The following is a 14,697-nucleotide window of genomic DNA, read 5'->3' as shown; positions in this document are numbered from 1 at the left end:
CCTACACGCTATAGCTGCGGGTAATGCGCATCGATAGGTCGATTGAGGCGATATCCTTGGTTAGCGCACCGCTAGAGATACAGTCAACGCCGGTGTTGGCGATTGCCCGTAGCGTAGCGTCGTCCACATTGCCTGATGCTTCCAGGGTGGCTCTGCCGCCGTTAATTTCTACCGCAACGTGCAGGTCTTCAATGGCGAAGTTGTCGAGCATAATAATGTCGGCACCCGCTGCCAACGCCTGATCCAGCTCTTCAAAAGTTTCTACTTCCACTTCCACTGGGAGGTCACTGGCCAGCTTGCGTGCTTGTGCAACGGCTGCTTGAATGCCCCCACAGGCGGCAATGTGGTTCTCTTTGATCAAAAACGCGTCCCATAGACCAATGCGGTGGTTATGGCCGCCACCGCAGGTGACCGCATATTTTTGCGCCAAGCGCATGCCGGGTAGCGTTTTGCGGGTATCGAGCAGGCGCACGCCAGTACCTTCAATCAGGTCGACATAAGCACGGGTGGCAGTCGCAGTGGCAGACAGCGTTTGCAGCACGTTAAGCGCCGCACGCTCGCCGGTGAGCAGTATGCGGGCGGGGCCTTCCAGGGTTAAAAAACACTGGCCAGCCTCAAGTCTATCGCCATCAGCGGCGTGCCAGTTCAGGCTTACTCGGTTATCCAGGCGGCGAAACAGCTCATCCACCCAAGGTGCACCGCACAGCACCGCGGCTTCACGGGTAATCACATCGGCGCTGGCCCACTGGTGTTCAGGGATCAATTGCGCGGTAATATCACCTGGGCCCACGTCTTCGGCTAGCAGACGAGCAGCGCTGGCGCGGATTTCTTCTGCAAGAGCGGATTGATAATGCATGGCAGTGAGTTCTCAGAACGTCGTCAAGTGTGACCGGTATTATAGTGAAAATGAGCAGTGAAAGAGAGCGCTAATATAGAGGAGAGCGTGCGCGTGGAAGAGAAACAACCGTTAAGTGGCTGGTGGGAAGGCGCTCGGCACGTGGTCTCACCCAACTGCGACGCTCGCCCAAGCGACGAAGTCTCGCTGCTGATACTGCATGCGATCAGTCTGCCCCCAGGCGTGTTTAGCGGTGATGCTATCGAAGCGCTGTTTACCAATCAGCTGGTAGCCGATGAACATCCCTTTTTCGCTGAAATAACCCATCTGAGAGTCTCTGCGCACCTGCTAATACGTCGCGATGGAGAGTGCGTTCAATTTGTTGATACGGATCAGCGCGCATGGCACGCCGGGCGCTCCTGCTGGTGGGATGCCCACCAGCTGAAAAGGCGAACAGCGCTTAACAGCTTCTCGGTAGGCATTGAGCTTGAAGGGGACGACATTACCCCCTACACCAAAGCTCAGTACAAAGCCTTGGTAGAAGCAACGATCTGGCTAATGGCGCGCTACCCACGGCTGAATAGCCGTCGTATCACCAGCCACGCCCATGTCGCGCCGCTGCGCAAAACAGATCCAGGCCCAGCGTTTGACTGGGTGTATTTCCAGCAGCGGTTAACGTCACAGGCTGAGAAGTAGTGGTTAGATTAGGTGTTTTAATAACTAAGTGCTTCAATAACAAAGCAATAAAACAGTAGTTTAATTACAATTGTTGGCTTATTTGATACTGAAGAATGAGGTCTGTAATTTGCTTATGTTGCAGTGCAATAGTTTGTTTTCGATAGGCTTTTCCGCCCCGACAGAATTGGCAGCGTGACGACTTTGCGGTATCTTCCCCTATACAAAAGGCTAACTTTTACGACATTTGTGTAGCTTTACTACATAAAACGGCACGTAGCTTGTTGAATGTAGAGCTAAAACCCCTATCCGGCGTTTATTCACCGGCTGAATGTTGGCGCGTGGTGGACTTCCACACCGCCGCCCCAGGCCCATTAGGGTAGCGGGGCTAATTGTCATTTATCGTCATTCGGAGAGACCTCTATGAGTCTGGAGACAAGAGAAGATCTCGATCCGATCGAAACTACGGAATGGATTGATTCCCTAGAATCGGTATTGGATCGTGAGGGCGAAGATCGTGCCCGCTACCTGATGACCCGCCTGGCGGATCGCCTGCGCCGGGACGGCATGAAGGTGCCCTTCTCGGTGACAACCCCGCACCGTAATACGATCCCGGTTCACCGCGAAGCACCGATGCCTGGCGACCTGTTCATGGAGCGTCGTATTCGCTCCTTGATCCGTTACAACGCCATCGCACAGGTGATTCGTAACAACCGCGCCAAGCCTGGCCTGGGCGGCCACATTGCCAGCTTCATGTCGTCTGCCACGTTGTACGACGTAGGCTTTAACCACTTCTTCCGCGCGCCCCAAGGCGATTTTGCTGGTGACTTGGTGTATATCCAAGGCCATGTGGCACCAGGCATTTACGCCCGTTCCTATTTGGAAGGTCGCCTGAGTGAAGCGCAGATGGACAAGTTCCGCCAGGAAGTCGATGGTGATGGTCTCTCTTCCTACCCGCACCCGTGGCTGATGCCTGACTATTGGCAGTTCCCCACGGTTTCTATGGGTCTTGGGCCGATTCAGGCAATTTATCAAGCGCACGTGATGAAGTACCTGCATCACCGTGAGCTGAAAGACATGTATGACCGCAAGATCTGGTGTTTCATGGGCGACGGCGAGTGCGACGAGCCGGAATCCCTGGGCGCCATTTCGCTGGCGGGCCGTGAAAACCTCGACAATCTGATCTTCGTCATCAACTGTAACCTGCAGCGCCTTGACGGCCCTGTACGCGGTAACTCGCGAGTGATGGACGAGTTCGAAGGCGTCTTCCGTGGCGCTGGCTGGAACGTGATCAAGGTCGTCTGGGGCCGCCACTGGGATCCGCTGTTCGAGAAGGACAAGAAAGGCATCCTTCAGAAGCGCATGGACGAAGCGGTCGACGGCGAATACCAGAACTACAAAGCCAATGGTGGCGCGTACACTCGCGAGCACTTCTTTGGCAAATATCCAGAAACCGAAGCGATGGTCAAAGACCTCTCTGACGAAGATATCTGGAAGCTCAACCGCGGCGGCCACGATCCGTTCAAGGTTTATGCGGCCTACCACGAGGCGGTTAACACCTCTAACGGCAAGCCTACTGTCATCCTAGCCCATACCGTTAAAGGTTACGGCATGGGTAGCGGCGATGGTGAAGCGGCCAACGAAGCGCACCAGGTTAAGAGCATGGAGTACGAAGCGCTCAAAACCTTCCGCGATCGCTTTGGTATTCCGATCACCGATGAGCAGCTCAAAGACGTTCCCTACTACAAGCCGGAAGATGATTCTCCCGAGCTTAAGTACATGCACCTGCAGCGCGAGCGCCTGGGTGGTTACTTGCCCAGCCGTCAGAGCGACTTTGAGGCGCTGGAGATTCCCAGCCTTGAAGATAAAACCTTTGCCTCGCAAATGGGTGGCTCGAAAGGGCGCGAAGTTTCCACCACCATGGCGTTTGTGCGTGTTCTGAACGGCCTGGTGAAAGATAAGAAACTCGGTAAGCACGTGGTGCCGATCATCCCTGATGAAGCGCGTACCTTCGGTATGGAAGGTATGTTCCGCCAATTGGGTATCTACACCTCGGAAGGCCAGAAGTACGAGCCGGTCGATAAAGGCCAGATCATGTTCTACCGCGAGGATCAGAAAGGTCAGATCCTTGAAGAGGGCATTACCGAAGCTGGCGCCATGTCGGCCTGGATAGCTGCCGCAACCTCTTACAGCAACAACAACGTCACGCTGCTGCCGTTCTACATCTACTACTCGATGTTCGGCTTCCAGCGCATTGGCGATTTGGCCTGGGCGGCAGGCGATTTGCAGGCGCGCGGCTTTATGGTCGGCGGCACGGCGGGGCGCACCACGCTCAACGGCGAAGGTTTACAGCACCAGGATGGTCACAGCCTGATTCAGGCTTCCACCATTCCCAACTGCCGCAGCTATGACCCCACCTACGCTCATGAAGTGGCAGTGATTCTGCAGGATGGTTTGAAGCGCATGTTCACCGACAAGGAGAACTGCTTCTACTACCTGACGGTGATGAACGAGAACTACGAGCACCCGGCGCTGGAGAACGTACCGGCCGACGATATCGTCAAGGGTATGTACCTGCTGCGCGAAACCAAGGGTGACAAAGGCCGCGTTCAACTGCTGGGTTCTGGCACGATTCTGCGCGAAGTCGAAGAAGCTGCCACCCTGCTTGAGAACGATTGGGGCATCGGCGCCGATATCTGGAGCGTGACTAGCTTTAACGAGCTGCGTCGTGAAGCGCTACTGCTTGATCGTGAAGCCTTCCTAAGCCCCGATGCGGAGGCTAATAAGCCCCATGTCACTAAGTGCTTGGAAGGGCGCGATGGCCCGGTGATCGCGTCAACCGATTACATGAAACTGTATGCGGACCAAGTGCGCGCCTGGGTGCCGGGTGACTACACTGTATTGGGTACCGATGGCTTTGGTCGTTCAGATACCCGCGAGAAGTTGCGCTACTTCTTCGAAGTGGATCGCTACTTCGTCACTGTAGCCGCGCTGCGTGCGCTAGCTGATCGCGGTGAGATTGATCGTAAGCACGTTGGTGAAGCGCTTAAGAAGTATGGCATTGATGCCAATAAGCCTAACCCGCTGACTAGCTAAACGCTGCCCGGTGGGCGGATGCCCACCGGCTCGATCCGATTTTAAAGGAGCGCGACCTTGAGTAGCGAAATCATCAAAGTTCCCGATATCGGTGGCGATACCGATGTCGAAATCATCGAGATTGCGGTGTCAGAAGGCGACGTCATTGAAGCGGAAGACACCCTGATCACTCTGGAATCTGACAAAGCCAGCATGGATGTACCGGCCCCGAAAGGCGGCAAGGTACTTAAAGTGCTGGTCAAGGAAGGCGATAGCGTCTCCGAAGGTGACGATATCGTTGAGCTGGAAGTGGAAGGCGGCGGCGACAGCAGTAGCGAAGACGCTGAGCCAGAAGCAGCCCCAGCAAAAGAAGAAAAGCCCCAAGAAGAAAAGCCGCAGGCCGAGAAGCCCGCTGCCAAGAAATCAGCCGGTGGTAAGCAAACCGTTGATATCAAGGTGCCCGACTTGGGTGGCTCGGATAACGTTGAGATCATCGAAGTCGCGGTGAGTGAAGGCGATGAGGTTGAAGCTGAAGATACGCTCATTACCCTGGAGTCTGATAAAGCCTCTATGGACGTGCCCAGCCCTCATAGCGGCAAAATCGTCAGCTTCACTGTGAAAGAAGGCGACACGGTTTCTGAAGGCGATGTGATCGGCCAGATGGAGATTGCGGGCGAAGGCGGCGATGACGCAGAAGAAGCTTCTGAAGAGCAGGCTACTAGCCAAGCCAGCAACGAGCCGGAAGAGCCCGCTGAAGAAGATGATCAGGAAGAAGCCGCTAGTGGCGAACCGGAGCGCAAAGAAATTCGCGTGCCGGATATTTCTGGCGCCTCTGACGTACCGATTATCGAAATCGGCGTAGCAGTCGGTGACGAGATCAACGAAGAAGACCCGCTGATCACCTTAGAGTCCGACAAGGCCTCTATGGATGTGCCCAGCCCCTACAAAGGTAAGCTCCTTGAGCTAACCGTCAAAGAGGGCGACACCGTCTCGGAAGGCGATGTCATTGGCTATATCGAAGTGGCTGCCAGCGGCGGTGGTAAAAAAGCCGCGCCGAAAAAGGCGGCCCCTGAGAAAGCGGCGCCCGAAAAGGCCCAGCAGAGCAAAACCAGTGCCAAGCCTTCTGAATCGCCAGCGGGCACCCCTAGCCCGGAAGCGCAGATGGCGGCCCACAAGCCGCGTGATGGCAAGCTGGTTCACGCTGGCCCCGCCGTACGTATGCTGGCCCGTGAGCTGGGCGTCGACCTGGAGCTGGTAAAGCCGAGCGGCCCGAAAGATCGTGTGCTTAAAGAGGACGTACAGTCCTACGTTAAGCAAGCCATTGCCAATCAAGGCAAAGCGCAGCCCGGCACAGCCGCGGCCTCCGGTGGTTCGGGTATTCCGCCCATTCCGGAAGTCGACTTCAGCCAGTTTGGTGAAGTGGAAGAGAAGCCGATGGGTCGCCTGCTCAAAATGGGCGCGACCAATCTGCATCGTAGCTGGCTCAATGTTCCCCACGTCACGCAATTCGACGAAGCGGACATTACCGAGCTGGAAGCGTTCCGTAAGGCGATGAAAGCCGAAGTGGAAGCCCAAGGCGCCAAGCTGACGCCGCTGCCGTTTATGGTCAAAGCCTGTGCGTTTGCGCTGCGTAAGTTCCCGCAGTTCAACGTCAGCCTGAAGGGCGATGGCGAAACGCTGGTATGGAAGAACTACGTCCATATCGGTATCGCGGTTGATACCCCCGATGGCCTGATGGTGCCGGTGGTGCGCGACGCCGATAAAAAGTCCTTGGTGGAGATTGCCAAGGAAATGGCGGATCTGGGTAAGAAAGCACAAACCAAAAAGCTCAAGCGTGACGAGATGACCGGTGGCTGCTTCACTATTTCGAGCCTCGGCTCGATCGGTGGCACGGCGTTCACGCCAATCGTTAACGCGCCGGAAGTGGCTATTTTGGGGGTGTCTAAAGCGCAAATGAAGCCGGTATGGGATGGCAGTGCCTTCCAGCCGCGCTTAATGATGCCGCTGTCGCTCTCCTATGATCACCGTGCCATCAATGGCGCTGACGCAGCTCGCTTCACCGCCTTCCTGGCAGATGTGTTGACCGATATCCGTCGTTTACTGCTGTAATTGGTAGCGATAGAGTCTTACAAGCGGCGCCCCTCGGGGCGCCGCTTGTGTTTGCTAAATGGCTAGCAGCGCGACCAAAGTGGTAGTTTTACGGCACTTGGCTGTTTTAATTTAAAAAAATTGAAATAAAAGCGGGTCTCTCAGGCTTTTGGGGAGTTGTGTCGCCTGAGAGGCGCGGTTATTGTCAGTTAACAGATTTTTCATACTCATTCTTCATACTAAGAATTTCAAGGAGCAGAGCCATGCGTTTAATCCTGTTGGGTGCCCCCGGCGCGGGCAAGGGGACTCAAGCTCAGTTTATTTGCGAGCAATTCAAGATTCCGCAGATTTCCACCGGGGATATGCTGCGCACGGCCATTAAAGATGGCACTGAGCTGGGCTTGAAAGTAAAAGAGATCATGAACAGCGGTGGTTTGGTGTCTGACGACATCATCATTGATCTGGTCAAAGAGCGTATCAGCCAGCCAGACTGTGAAAATGGCTTTTTATTCGATGGCTTCCCGCGCACGATTCCCCAGGCTGACGCCATGAAAGAGGGCGGCGTTAAGCTTGATCACGTGGTGGAAATTGCCGTACCCGATGAAGAAATCGTTAGCCGCTTGGCGGGACGACGTGTTCACCAAGCCTCGGGCCGTGTCTATCACGTTGATCACAACCCGCCTAAAGAGCCGGGCAAGGATGATGTGACTGGCGAAACGCTGATTCAGCGTGAGGATGACCAGGAGTCTACGGTGCGCAATCGCCTCTCGGTTTATCACGACCAAACCGCCCCGCTGGTTGAATATTATCAGCAGTGGGCCGCGCAGGATCCGCAGAGCGCTCCCCAATATCATCGCATTGAAGGCGTAGGCAGCGTGACCGACATCACCCGTCAGGTGAAAGAAGCGCTAAGTTAATAAACGCTATTGTTTAATCGCATCGTTATTACCTGCCAACGATGGCCCGCTTCGGCGGGCCATCGTCGTGATGGCGTGACAAAGGTATAATGCTGCCATCTTTCTTTCGAGTGGCCACTTGCTATGCCGTTACATCTGCTTGCCCTGGACGCCTCCTCTAGCGCGTGTTCTGCAGCCCTATTGCGCCAAGACGAGACGGGGGCTACTTGCCTGGCGCGCTTTGAGATGACGCCCCGCGCCCATACTCGCCGGTTGCTGCCAATGGTGGATGAAGTGCTTGCCGAAGCGCAGGTGACGCCTTCCCAGCTTGATGCCGTCGCGTTTGGTCGTGGCCCGGGCTCGTTTACCGGGCTGCGTATCGCCGCAGGCGCTGCTCAAGGGTTGGCGTTTGGCCTCGATTGCCCGCTATTGGGTATCTCAACGTTGGAAGCACTGGCGCTTCAGGCTCACCGCCGCTATCACCTTCGCCACGTGGTGACGGCTTTAGATGCCCGCATGGGCGAGGTGTACGCCGCGACCTGGCACTGCCTGAAAGACACGATTACGCCGATGAGCGCCGAAGCCGTGCTGGCCCCAGAGGCACTGCGCTTGCCCGGCGACGAAACCGACTGGGTCGGCGTAGGCAGCGGCTTTACGTTGTGGAAGCGCTTCACTGTCGATTTACAGCTAAGCATGCCCCAGCATTTGGATGATTTAGAGCCCCGCGCTGAAGAGATGGCGTGGCTGGCAGCGCGTGATTTTGCCGCTGGGTTGGGGCAGGCGGCCCACTTGGTTCAGCCGGTTTATCTGCGTAATGACGTCGCCTGGAAAAAGCCCGCATGAGCTTTGTGAAGAGCCCAGTTGAGACCAATGTCGAGAGCGACGTTGAGTGCATTGCTCTGCCTGACGGGCTGCGTTTAGTACAAAGCGATGATGGATTGGCGCTGGTCGGTGATGAAAAACGCTATGGCAAGCCGCTTAGCGTCGATTTTGTGGCGGGCAAAGCGGCCCACCGTCGACGCTTTGGCGGTGGGCGGGGCCAGCTAGTCGCCAAGGCTTGTGGGCTAGCCAAGGGCGTGTCACCTAGCATTGTTGATGCAACGGCAGGGCTAGGCCGCGATGCGTTTGTGTTGGCAAGCCTCGGCGCCCAGGTGCTGTTAATTGAACGTGTGGCCGCGATAGCAGCCCTGCTGGAAGACGGTTTAAAGCGTGCGTCCAGACATAGCGATACGGCAGATATAGCCGCCCGAATGACGCTGCGCCATGGCGATGCTGCTCAATCTCTGGCGGCGCTTGTTGCCAGTGCTCATTTTGCGCCGCAGGTGATACACCTGGACCCGATGTTTCCCCACCGCGAAAAATCGGCGCTGGTGAAAAAAGAGATGCGCCTGTTTCGTGAGTTGGCTGGGGATGACGACGATGCCCCGCGCCTGCTTGAAGCGGCGCTGGATGTAGCCACCCACCGAGTGGTAGTCAAGCGGCCCCGCAAGGCACCACCTATCGAGGGCCCGGCACCGCAGCACACGCTTGAAGGCAAAACCAGCCGCTATGATTTATATGTCCATCGCTCATTAGTGCGTTAGTGCGTTCGCGCGGTGATCATGCAAGGAGCACCCATGCAGAATGCGTGGCGAGAAGGTAATCGATTTACGCTGCTGCCAGAGGCCACGCGCTTTCTGCCAGCCATGTTTGAAGCAGTACATAGCGCTCGTCACTATGTGTTGGTCGAACTCTATTTGATGGAGTCGGGGGAGCTTGCCGATCAAGTTATTGCTGAGCTGATTGACGCTGCACAGCGCGGAGTCAGGGTCTGTTTACTGCTGGATGGATATGGCTCGATGGGGTTGTCTAGCGAAGACCGCCAGCGATTGAAGCAAGGCGGCGTAAAACTGCGTTTTTTTAATCCCATTGGCTTTCACTCCTTGGCGCTTAACTTAAGCCGCGATCACCGCAAAATAGTCGTTATTGACGGCGAACGGGCATTTACCGGTGGCTTTGGCGCGGTAGATGAGTTCCTGAATGCCTGGTATGAGATTGCGCTACGTATTGATGGACCGGTGGTGGCGGACTGGGAGCAGCTGTTTAGACGACTGTGGAACTCGCGGCTAACTCGCGCTGAGAAGGGCGATAATAGCGCGGGTGCACTGCCTGAACGGCGTGAGCCACAAGCGCATGCCGATGGCCAGCTGGGGCGGGCGATGTCGGCGCGGGGCTATCGATACCAAGCAATACGCCATTCACTGCATGAGCGCGTCAACCAGGCGGAAACGCGGCTATGGCTATGTACACCCTATTTCGTGCCTACCTTCGCGTTGCGGCGTCGCTTGGTGCGGGCCGCACGGCGGGGGATCGATGTGCGCCTGCTGCTGCCTGGGGCAAAGCATGACCATCCCAGCGTGCGTTTTGCTGGCCAACGCTTTTACCATTCGCTACTAAAAGCGGGGGTGCGCATCTTTGAGTTCCAGCCGACCTTTATCCATGCCAAATTTGTGCTCGCCGATAAGTGGGTAAGCATTGGTTCGTGTAACTTTGATCACTGGAACCTGCACTGGAACCTGGAGGCCAATCAAGAGGCGCTAGACCCTCAATTGGCGGAGGATGTGCGTGAGCTTTTTGTACGTAACTTTGCCGCAAGCCAGGAAGTTGACGCCGCTGCCTGGGCGGCGCGCCCCTGGGGGCAGCGCGCTCGTGAGTGGGTCTACGGGGTGTTGGATGGGATCATCATGCGGCTTAAGTAAGGGCCGCGGGTAGCGTTAGCGTTTCTTGCCTTTGGCAGGCGTTTTCTTGCGCGGCTTGGGCTTGGAAGTTTCTGGCGGGACGCGGTAGTGCAGGTAAAGGTCCAAAACGAGTTCCGGCAACTGTACCACCAGCGACTCCTGTCGCGCTTGGTCCTTAGCGAGCTCAGCCATGTCGGGTTCATCATCGAACAGCCCAGAAAGCAGCATAAACGGCAGCAGCAGCGTGGCGGCGGCCTCTTCATCGTCTTGAAACCAAGCGCTTTCATCGCTGAAGACGCCTTCCATAAAGCCCGCGCACCAATCGCCTATCGGTGTTTCTTCGGCAGGCTCGCCGCCAAGCGTTAGCTCAAAGGGGAGTTCGGGTAAGCCACCCTGTTCAAGTACTGCCACCGCATTGTCACGCAGCAGCGTGAGCAGGGTGATAATCTCATCGCGCTCGGCGTCGTCGGCATAGCGTGGCTCGCCCTGAAAAAGCTCTGCCAACCACTGGGCGGGCGGCACTTCGCTAGGGGCGACGGCAAGCGCCACTAAAAAGCCATGAGCGGAGATCAGATCAAGGGCGTCTTCATCCACTTGATCAGAGTCGAGGAAGTCATCCAGTCTGTCCAGTTGCTCATCCTCGAGCAGTGGCTGCGGGGGCGTGTTTGTGTCGGGCGTGTCGCTGCGCTCTGCCATGAGTAAAGCCTCATCAATGCGAATCGGTAATCATCGGTCACTAGGAAACCATAACGGCTAGTTTATCACTAATGAAGACGTCTCCACTGCCCCCTTGGCCAGCTGCTGAACTGGCCGACATGACGGAAACAGAGTTGCACCACGCCGCGCGGGTTCGCGTGGAGCAGGCGTGGCAACGCTGTTGTGAAGTATGCCCTACGCTGCCAGCGCCAAAGGTGTGGTTTAACCTGCGCGGTGCGTCGGCCGGGCAGGCGCATCTGGGGCACGGCGGCTTGCGTTTTAACCCGGTGTTGTTGAGTGAAAACCGCACGGCTTTTTTTGAGGATATTATTCCTCATGAAATGGCTCACTGGTTGGTCTTTCATTTAGATAATGGTCCCCGCTTGAAACCCCATGGCCGTGAATGGAAGACGGTGATGCGCGACCTTTTCGGTTTAGTGCCCAATGTGACCCATCAGTTTGATATTCAGCAGGCGCAACCCGCCCCTTATCGCTACCAGTGCGATTGCCGGATTCATCAATTTACTCCCAGGCGTCATGCTTTAGTGGCAAACGGCCGTCGTTATCGTTGCCGTCACTGTGCTAAGACCTTGGTCTACAGGCCAGAAGATAAGCTTTGATTTAACTATAAATGTTTGTTTTTTAAATAAAAAATGATAATACCAATGTCTAAAGGGAAGCCAGGGCGAGGAGGTTTATGCTAGGGGAACATTCATGGCAGTCGATACCCCTGATAATGGCCAATAACACCCAGCAAAGTCTTCAAGTAGCGTCTTCGAGCAGTGCCTTCAATTAGTGTATCGACTACAGTTTCTTTAGATGGCACTTTATAGAAGAGTGCATTTTCACGGACAGAGGCAATTTTATGAGCGATCAACACAACGTCTATCCGGTGCGCGACGATTTCGCCGCCAATGCCTGGGCCGATAAAGCTAAGTACGAGGCCATGTACCAGCAGTCGATGGACGATCCGGAAGGCTTCTGGGCCGAGCAGGCCAAGCGTCTTGACTGGATTAAAGCGCCCACTAAAATCAAAAACACCTCTTTTGCGCGTGATAATGTCGATATTCGCTGGTTTGAGGATGGGCTGCTTAACGTCAGCGCCAACTGCCTGGATCGTCATCTAGAGAAACGCGGTGATCAAACGGCGATTATCTGGGAAGGCGATAATCCCGATGACTCCAAGCACATTACTTATCGTGAGCTCTACGCACGTACGAATCAGCTGGCCAACGCGCTGAAAGAGCTGGGCATTCGTAAAGGCGATACCGTTACGCTGTATATGCCGATGATTCCCGAAGCTGCCATGGCGATGCTTGCCTGTGCGCGCATTGGCGCCGTGCACTCGGTCGTTTTTGGTGGCTTCTCGCCAGACGCTGTTGCTCAGCGGGTGATTGGCGCCGATTCCAAGCTGGTGATTACCGCCGATGAATCGGTGCGTGGTGGTAAACACGTACCATTAAAAGAGAACGTGGACGCCGCGCTGACCCGTGACGGCACCGATGTTTGCAAAAACGTTCTGGTGGTGAAGCGTACCGGCGGTGAAATTGAGTGGAAAAATGGCCGTGATGTGTGGTTTGACGAGCTGGTGGATAAGCAGTCCAGCGAGTGTGAAGCAGAAGCTATGGGCGCCGAAGACCCACTGTTTATTCTGTATACTTCAGGCTCTACCGGTGCTCCTAAGGGTCTGAAACACACCACCGGCGGTTACCTCACCTACGCTGCGATGACGCATCAGTACGTGTTCGACTACCAAGAGGGTGAGGTTTACTGGTGTACTGCCGATGTGGGCTGGGTGACGGGTCATAGTTATATCGTTTACGGACCTTTGGCGAACGGTGCGACCACCGTCATGTTTGAAGGCGTTCCCAGCTATCCCACTCATGGCCGTTTGGGCGATATCGTTGATAAGCACAACGTCAATATTCTCTATACTGCGCCCACCGCGGTGCGTGCCCTGATGGCCCATGGCGACAACGTCATGGACTCCAGCAAGCGCGATAGCCTGCGTCTGCTGGGCTCTGTGGGTGAGCCGATCAATCCGGAAGCCTGGGAGTGGTTCTATCGTGTGATCGGCAACGAAAAGTGCCCGATTGTAGATACCTGGTGGCAGACCGAAACCGGCGGTATCATGATTGCCCCGCTTCCGGGCGCTACACCGCTCAAGCCCGGCTCTGCGACCGTGCCGTTCTTTGGCGTCAAGCCCGCGCTGGTGGATAACGAAGGTAACATTCTAGAAGGTGCCACCGAAGGTAATCTGGTGATTCTCGATTCCTGGCCGGGGCAGGCGCGCTCTATTTGGGGTGACCACGAGCGCTATATCCAGACCTACTTCTCAACCTATGACGGTATGTACTTTACCGGTGACGGCTGCCGCCGCGATGAGGATGGCTACTACTGGATCACTGGCCGTGTGGATGACGTGCTGAACGTTTCCGGTCACCGGATGGGGACCGCTGAAATTGAATCGTCCTTGGTAGCGCACAGCGCCGTTGCTGAAGCAGCCGTTGTTGGCTTCCCGCACGATATTAAGGGACAAGGCATCTATATTTATGTCACCCTGAATGACGGTATTGAGGAGTCTGACGAGCTCAAAAAAGAGCTGACCCAGTGGGTGCGCAAGGATATTGGCCCGATTGCCTCGCCGGATGTTATTCAATGGGCGCCCGGCTTGCCGAAAACCCGCTCGGGTAAAATCATGCGTCGTATCCTGCGCAAGATTGCCGCTAACGAGTGCGATGGTTTGGGTGATACCAGCACACTGGCGGACCCTTCGGTGGTCGATGAGCTGATTGAGCATCGCGCCAATCAATAACGGCGACACCGTAGTAGGCTGTTTAGCCTAATAAGGGCTGTTTACCTAGAAAAACAGTGCCGACCCGTGTAGGTCGGCACTGTTGTTTTTGTTGGTATGATCTATCTATTACAAATTGTGCATGTGATGCTTGGGCATGATGAAGCCCATGGGGTACCATGCTTCACAACCGTAAGAGCCTAGCGTCGCGGCGGCAGACAACCCCGCTGCTCAAGGAACCGGAGGAATATCCATGGCAGTAGCTCATAAGTTTATCGTCGCTGACGATCACCCGCTGTTTCGTGCAGCGCTGACCCAAGCGTTACGCCAGTTGGCCCCCCAGGCGGAAATTGTCGAAGCGGATACCATGGAAGCCACCACTGACGTGGTTAATCGCCACCCAGACGCCGATTTGATTCTGCTGGATCTGCACATGCCGGGAGCCCACGGCTTCTCCGGCTTGATTCAACTGCGTGGCCAGATGCCCGATATCCCCGTGGCGGTGGTGTCAGGCAGTGATGAGCCCTATGTGGTGCGTCGTGCTATTGACTACGGCGCGTCGGGTTTTATCCCTAAATCATCGTCTCTACAACTAATTGCTGAAGCCGTCGGTGAAATTCTGCAGGGCGAAGTTTGGTTGCCAGAGGCATTGGCCAACGTGCTGGAAGAGACCAGCGAAGAAGAATCGCGCTTTGCTGAGGCGATTGCGTCGCTGACACCCCAGCAGTTTCGCGTGTTGAACATGCTGACCGAAGGGCTGCTGAATAAACAGATCGCTTACGAACTGAGCGTTTCTGAAGCGACGATCAAAGCCCACGTAACCGCGATTCTACGTAAACTGGGCGTGCACTCGCGTACACAGGCCGTTATCGCGGCTCAGAAACTGGAAGTCGAGCCGCCGAAAGTCGTTTCCTAAGCACC

General features: G+C 55.7%; 12 protein-coding genes. 10 read left to right on the top strand and 2 right to left on the bottom strand.

What is annotated here, in order from left to right; translation table 11 throughout:
* Window position 1: 1 nt before the first annotated feature.
* Window positions 2–856: a carboxylating nicotinate-nucleotide diphosphorylase gene (gene nadC, locus Q3Y66_RS15450; protein ID WP_008955954.1), complete on the bottom strand. Its 855-nt coding sequence runs from the start codon at window positions 854–856 to the stop codon at window positions 2–4.
* Between the two features lie 93 nt (window positions 857–949).
* Between nadC and ampD the strand changes: the two genes are divergently transcribed.
* The 7 genes from ampD to Q3Y66_RS15415 all read left to right on the top strand — a co-directional run bounded on the left by ampD (window position 950) and on the right by Q3Y66_RS15415 (window position 10,307).
* Complete coding sequence (gene ampD / locus Q3Y66_RS15445; protein WP_008955955.1) at window positions 950–1,531, top strand: 1,6-anhydro-N-acetylmuramyl-L-alanine amidase AmpD; 582 nt, start codon at window positions 950–952, stop codon at window positions 1,529–1,531.
* 402 nt (window positions 1,532–1,933) lie between these two features.
* The gene (gene aceE, locus Q3Y66_RS15440) at window positions 1,934–4,606 is read left to right on the top strand and encodes a pyruvate dehydrogenase (acetyl-transferring), homodimeric type (RefSeq protein WP_008955956.1); all 2,673 of its coding nucleotides are present in this window, start codon (window positions 1,934–1,936) and stop codon (window positions 4,604–4,606) included.
* Window positions 4,607–4,663: 57 nt separating this feature from the next.
* The gene (aceF, locus tag Q3Y66_RS15435; protein ID WP_008955957.1) at window positions 4,664–6,694 is read left to right on the top strand and encodes a pyruvate dehydrogenase complex dihydrolipoyllysine-residue acetyltransferase; all 2,031 of its coding nucleotides are present in this window, start codon (window positions 4,664–4,666) and stop codon (window positions 6,692–6,694) included.
* Window positions 6,695–6,936: 242 nt separating this feature from the next.
* Window positions 6,937–7,590, top strand: a complete 654-nt coding sequence (adk, locus tag Q3Y66_RS15430) for an adenylate kinase (RefSeq protein WP_008955958.1) — start codon at window positions 6,937–6,939, stop codon at window positions 7,588–7,590.
* Between the two features lie 123 nt (window positions 7,591–7,713).
* A complete protein-coding gene (tsaB, locus tag Q3Y66_RS15425; protein WP_008955959.1) occupies window positions 7,714–8,412 on the top strand; it encodes a tRNA (adenosine(37)-N6)-threonylcarbamoyltransferase complex dimerization subunit type 1 TsaB in 699 nt (232 codons plus the stop codon).
* Window positions 8,409–9,152, top strand: a complete 744-nt coding sequence (locus tag Q3Y66_RS15420) for a class I SAM-dependent methyltransferase (RefSeq protein ID WP_008955960.1) — start codon at window positions 8,409–8,411, stop codon at window positions 9,150–9,152. The genes tsaB and Q3Y66_RS15420 overlap by 4 nt, the downstream gene beginning before the upstream one ends.
* A gap of 33 nt (window positions 9,153–9,185) precedes the next feature.
* Complete coding sequence (locus Q3Y66_RS15415; protein WP_008955961.1) at window positions 9,186–10,307, top strand: phosphatidylserine/phosphatidylglycerophosphate/cardiolipin synthase family protein; 1,122 nt, start codon at window positions 9,186–9,188, stop codon at window positions 10,305–10,307.
* 15 nt (window positions 10,308–10,322) lie between these two features.
* Here Q3Y66_RS15415 and Q3Y66_RS15410 read toward each other — a convergent pair whose 3' ends face one another.
* Window positions 10,323–10,982, bottom strand: a complete 660-nt coding sequence (locus Q3Y66_RS15410) for a YecA family protein (protein ID WP_008955962.1) — start codon at window positions 10,980–10,982, stop codon at window positions 10,323–10,325.
* A gap of 71 nt (window positions 10,983–11,053) precedes the next feature.
* Between Q3Y66_RS15410 and Q3Y66_RS15405 the strand changes: the two genes are divergently transcribed.
* The 3 genes from Q3Y66_RS15405 to Q3Y66_RS15395 all read left to right on the top strand — a co-directional run bounded on the left by Q3Y66_RS15405 (window position 11,054) and on the right by Q3Y66_RS15395 (window position 14,692).
* Window positions 11,054–11,602, top strand: a complete 549-nt coding sequence (locus Q3Y66_RS15405) for a SprT-like domain-containing protein (protein WP_008955963.1) — start codon at window positions 11,054–11,056, stop codon at window positions 11,600–11,602.
* Window positions 11,603–11,847: 245 nt separating this feature from the next.
* On the top strand, window positions 11,848–13,797 hold the full coding sequence (acs, locus tag Q3Y66_RS15400; RefSeq protein WP_008955964.1) for an acetate--CoA ligase: 1,950 nt from the start codon (window positions 11,848–11,850) through the stop codon (window positions 13,795–13,797).
* 232 nt (window positions 13,798–14,029) lie between these two features.
* On the top strand, window positions 14,030–14,692 hold the full coding sequence (locus tag Q3Y66_RS15395) for a response regulator transcription factor (protein WP_007113812.1): 663 nt from the start codon (window positions 14,030–14,032) through the stop codon (window positions 14,690–14,692).
* Window positions 14,693–14,697: the final 5 nt, after the last annotated feature.

The sequence above is a fragment of the Halomonas sp. HAL1 genome (genome assembly GCF_030544485.1).
Lineage (GTDB): Bacteria > Pseudomonadota > Gammaproteobacteria > Pseudomonadales > Halomonadaceae > Vreelandella > Vreelandella arctica.
The sequence above is the reverse complement of the archived record's forward strand: the minus strand, read 5'-3'. Positions and strand labels throughout refer to the sequence as shown.

Excerpts from the sequence above, each read along its gene's own strand:
- Q3Y66_RS15395 (WP_007113812.1), top strand. The coding sequence starts at position 14,030 with ATGGCAGTAGCTCATAAGTTTATCGTCGCTGACGATCACCCGCTGTTT.
- aceE (WP_008955956.1), top strand. The coding sequence starts at position 1,934 with ATGAGTCTGGAGACAAGAGAAGATCTCGATCCGATCGAAACTACGGAA.
- Q3Y66_RS15410 (WP_008955962.1), bottom strand. The coding sequence starts at position 10,982 with ATGGCAGAGCGCAGCGACACGCCCGACACAAACACGCCCCCGCAGCCA.
- acs (WP_008955964.1), top strand. The coding sequence starts at position 11,848 with ATGAGCGATCAACACAACGTCTATCCGGTGCGCGACGATTTCGCCGCC.
- tsaB (WP_008955959.1), top strand. The coding sequence starts at position 7,714 with ATGCCGTTACATCTGCTTGCCCTGGACGCCTCCTCTAGCGCGTGTTCT.
- adk (WP_008955958.1), top strand. The coding sequence starts at position 6,937 with ATGCGTTTAATCCTGTTGGGTGCCCCCGGCGCGGGCAAGGGGACTCAA.
- nadC (WP_008955954.1), bottom strand. The coding sequence starts at position 856 with ATGCATTATCAATCCGCTCTTGCAGAAGAAATCCGCGCCAGCGCTGCT.
- Q3Y66_RS15420 (WP_008955960.1), top strand. The coding sequence starts at position 8,409 with ATGAGCTTTGTGAAGAGCCCAGTTGAGACCAATGTCGAGAGCGACGTT.
- Q3Y66_RS15405 (WP_008955963.1), top strand. The coding sequence starts at position 11,054 with ATGAAGACGTCTCCACTGCCCCCTTGGCCAGCTGCTGAACTGGCCGAC.
- Q3Y66_RS15415 (WP_008955961.1), top strand. The coding sequence starts at position 9,186 with ATGCAGAATGCGTGGCGAGAAGGTAATCGATTTACGCTGCTGCCAGAG.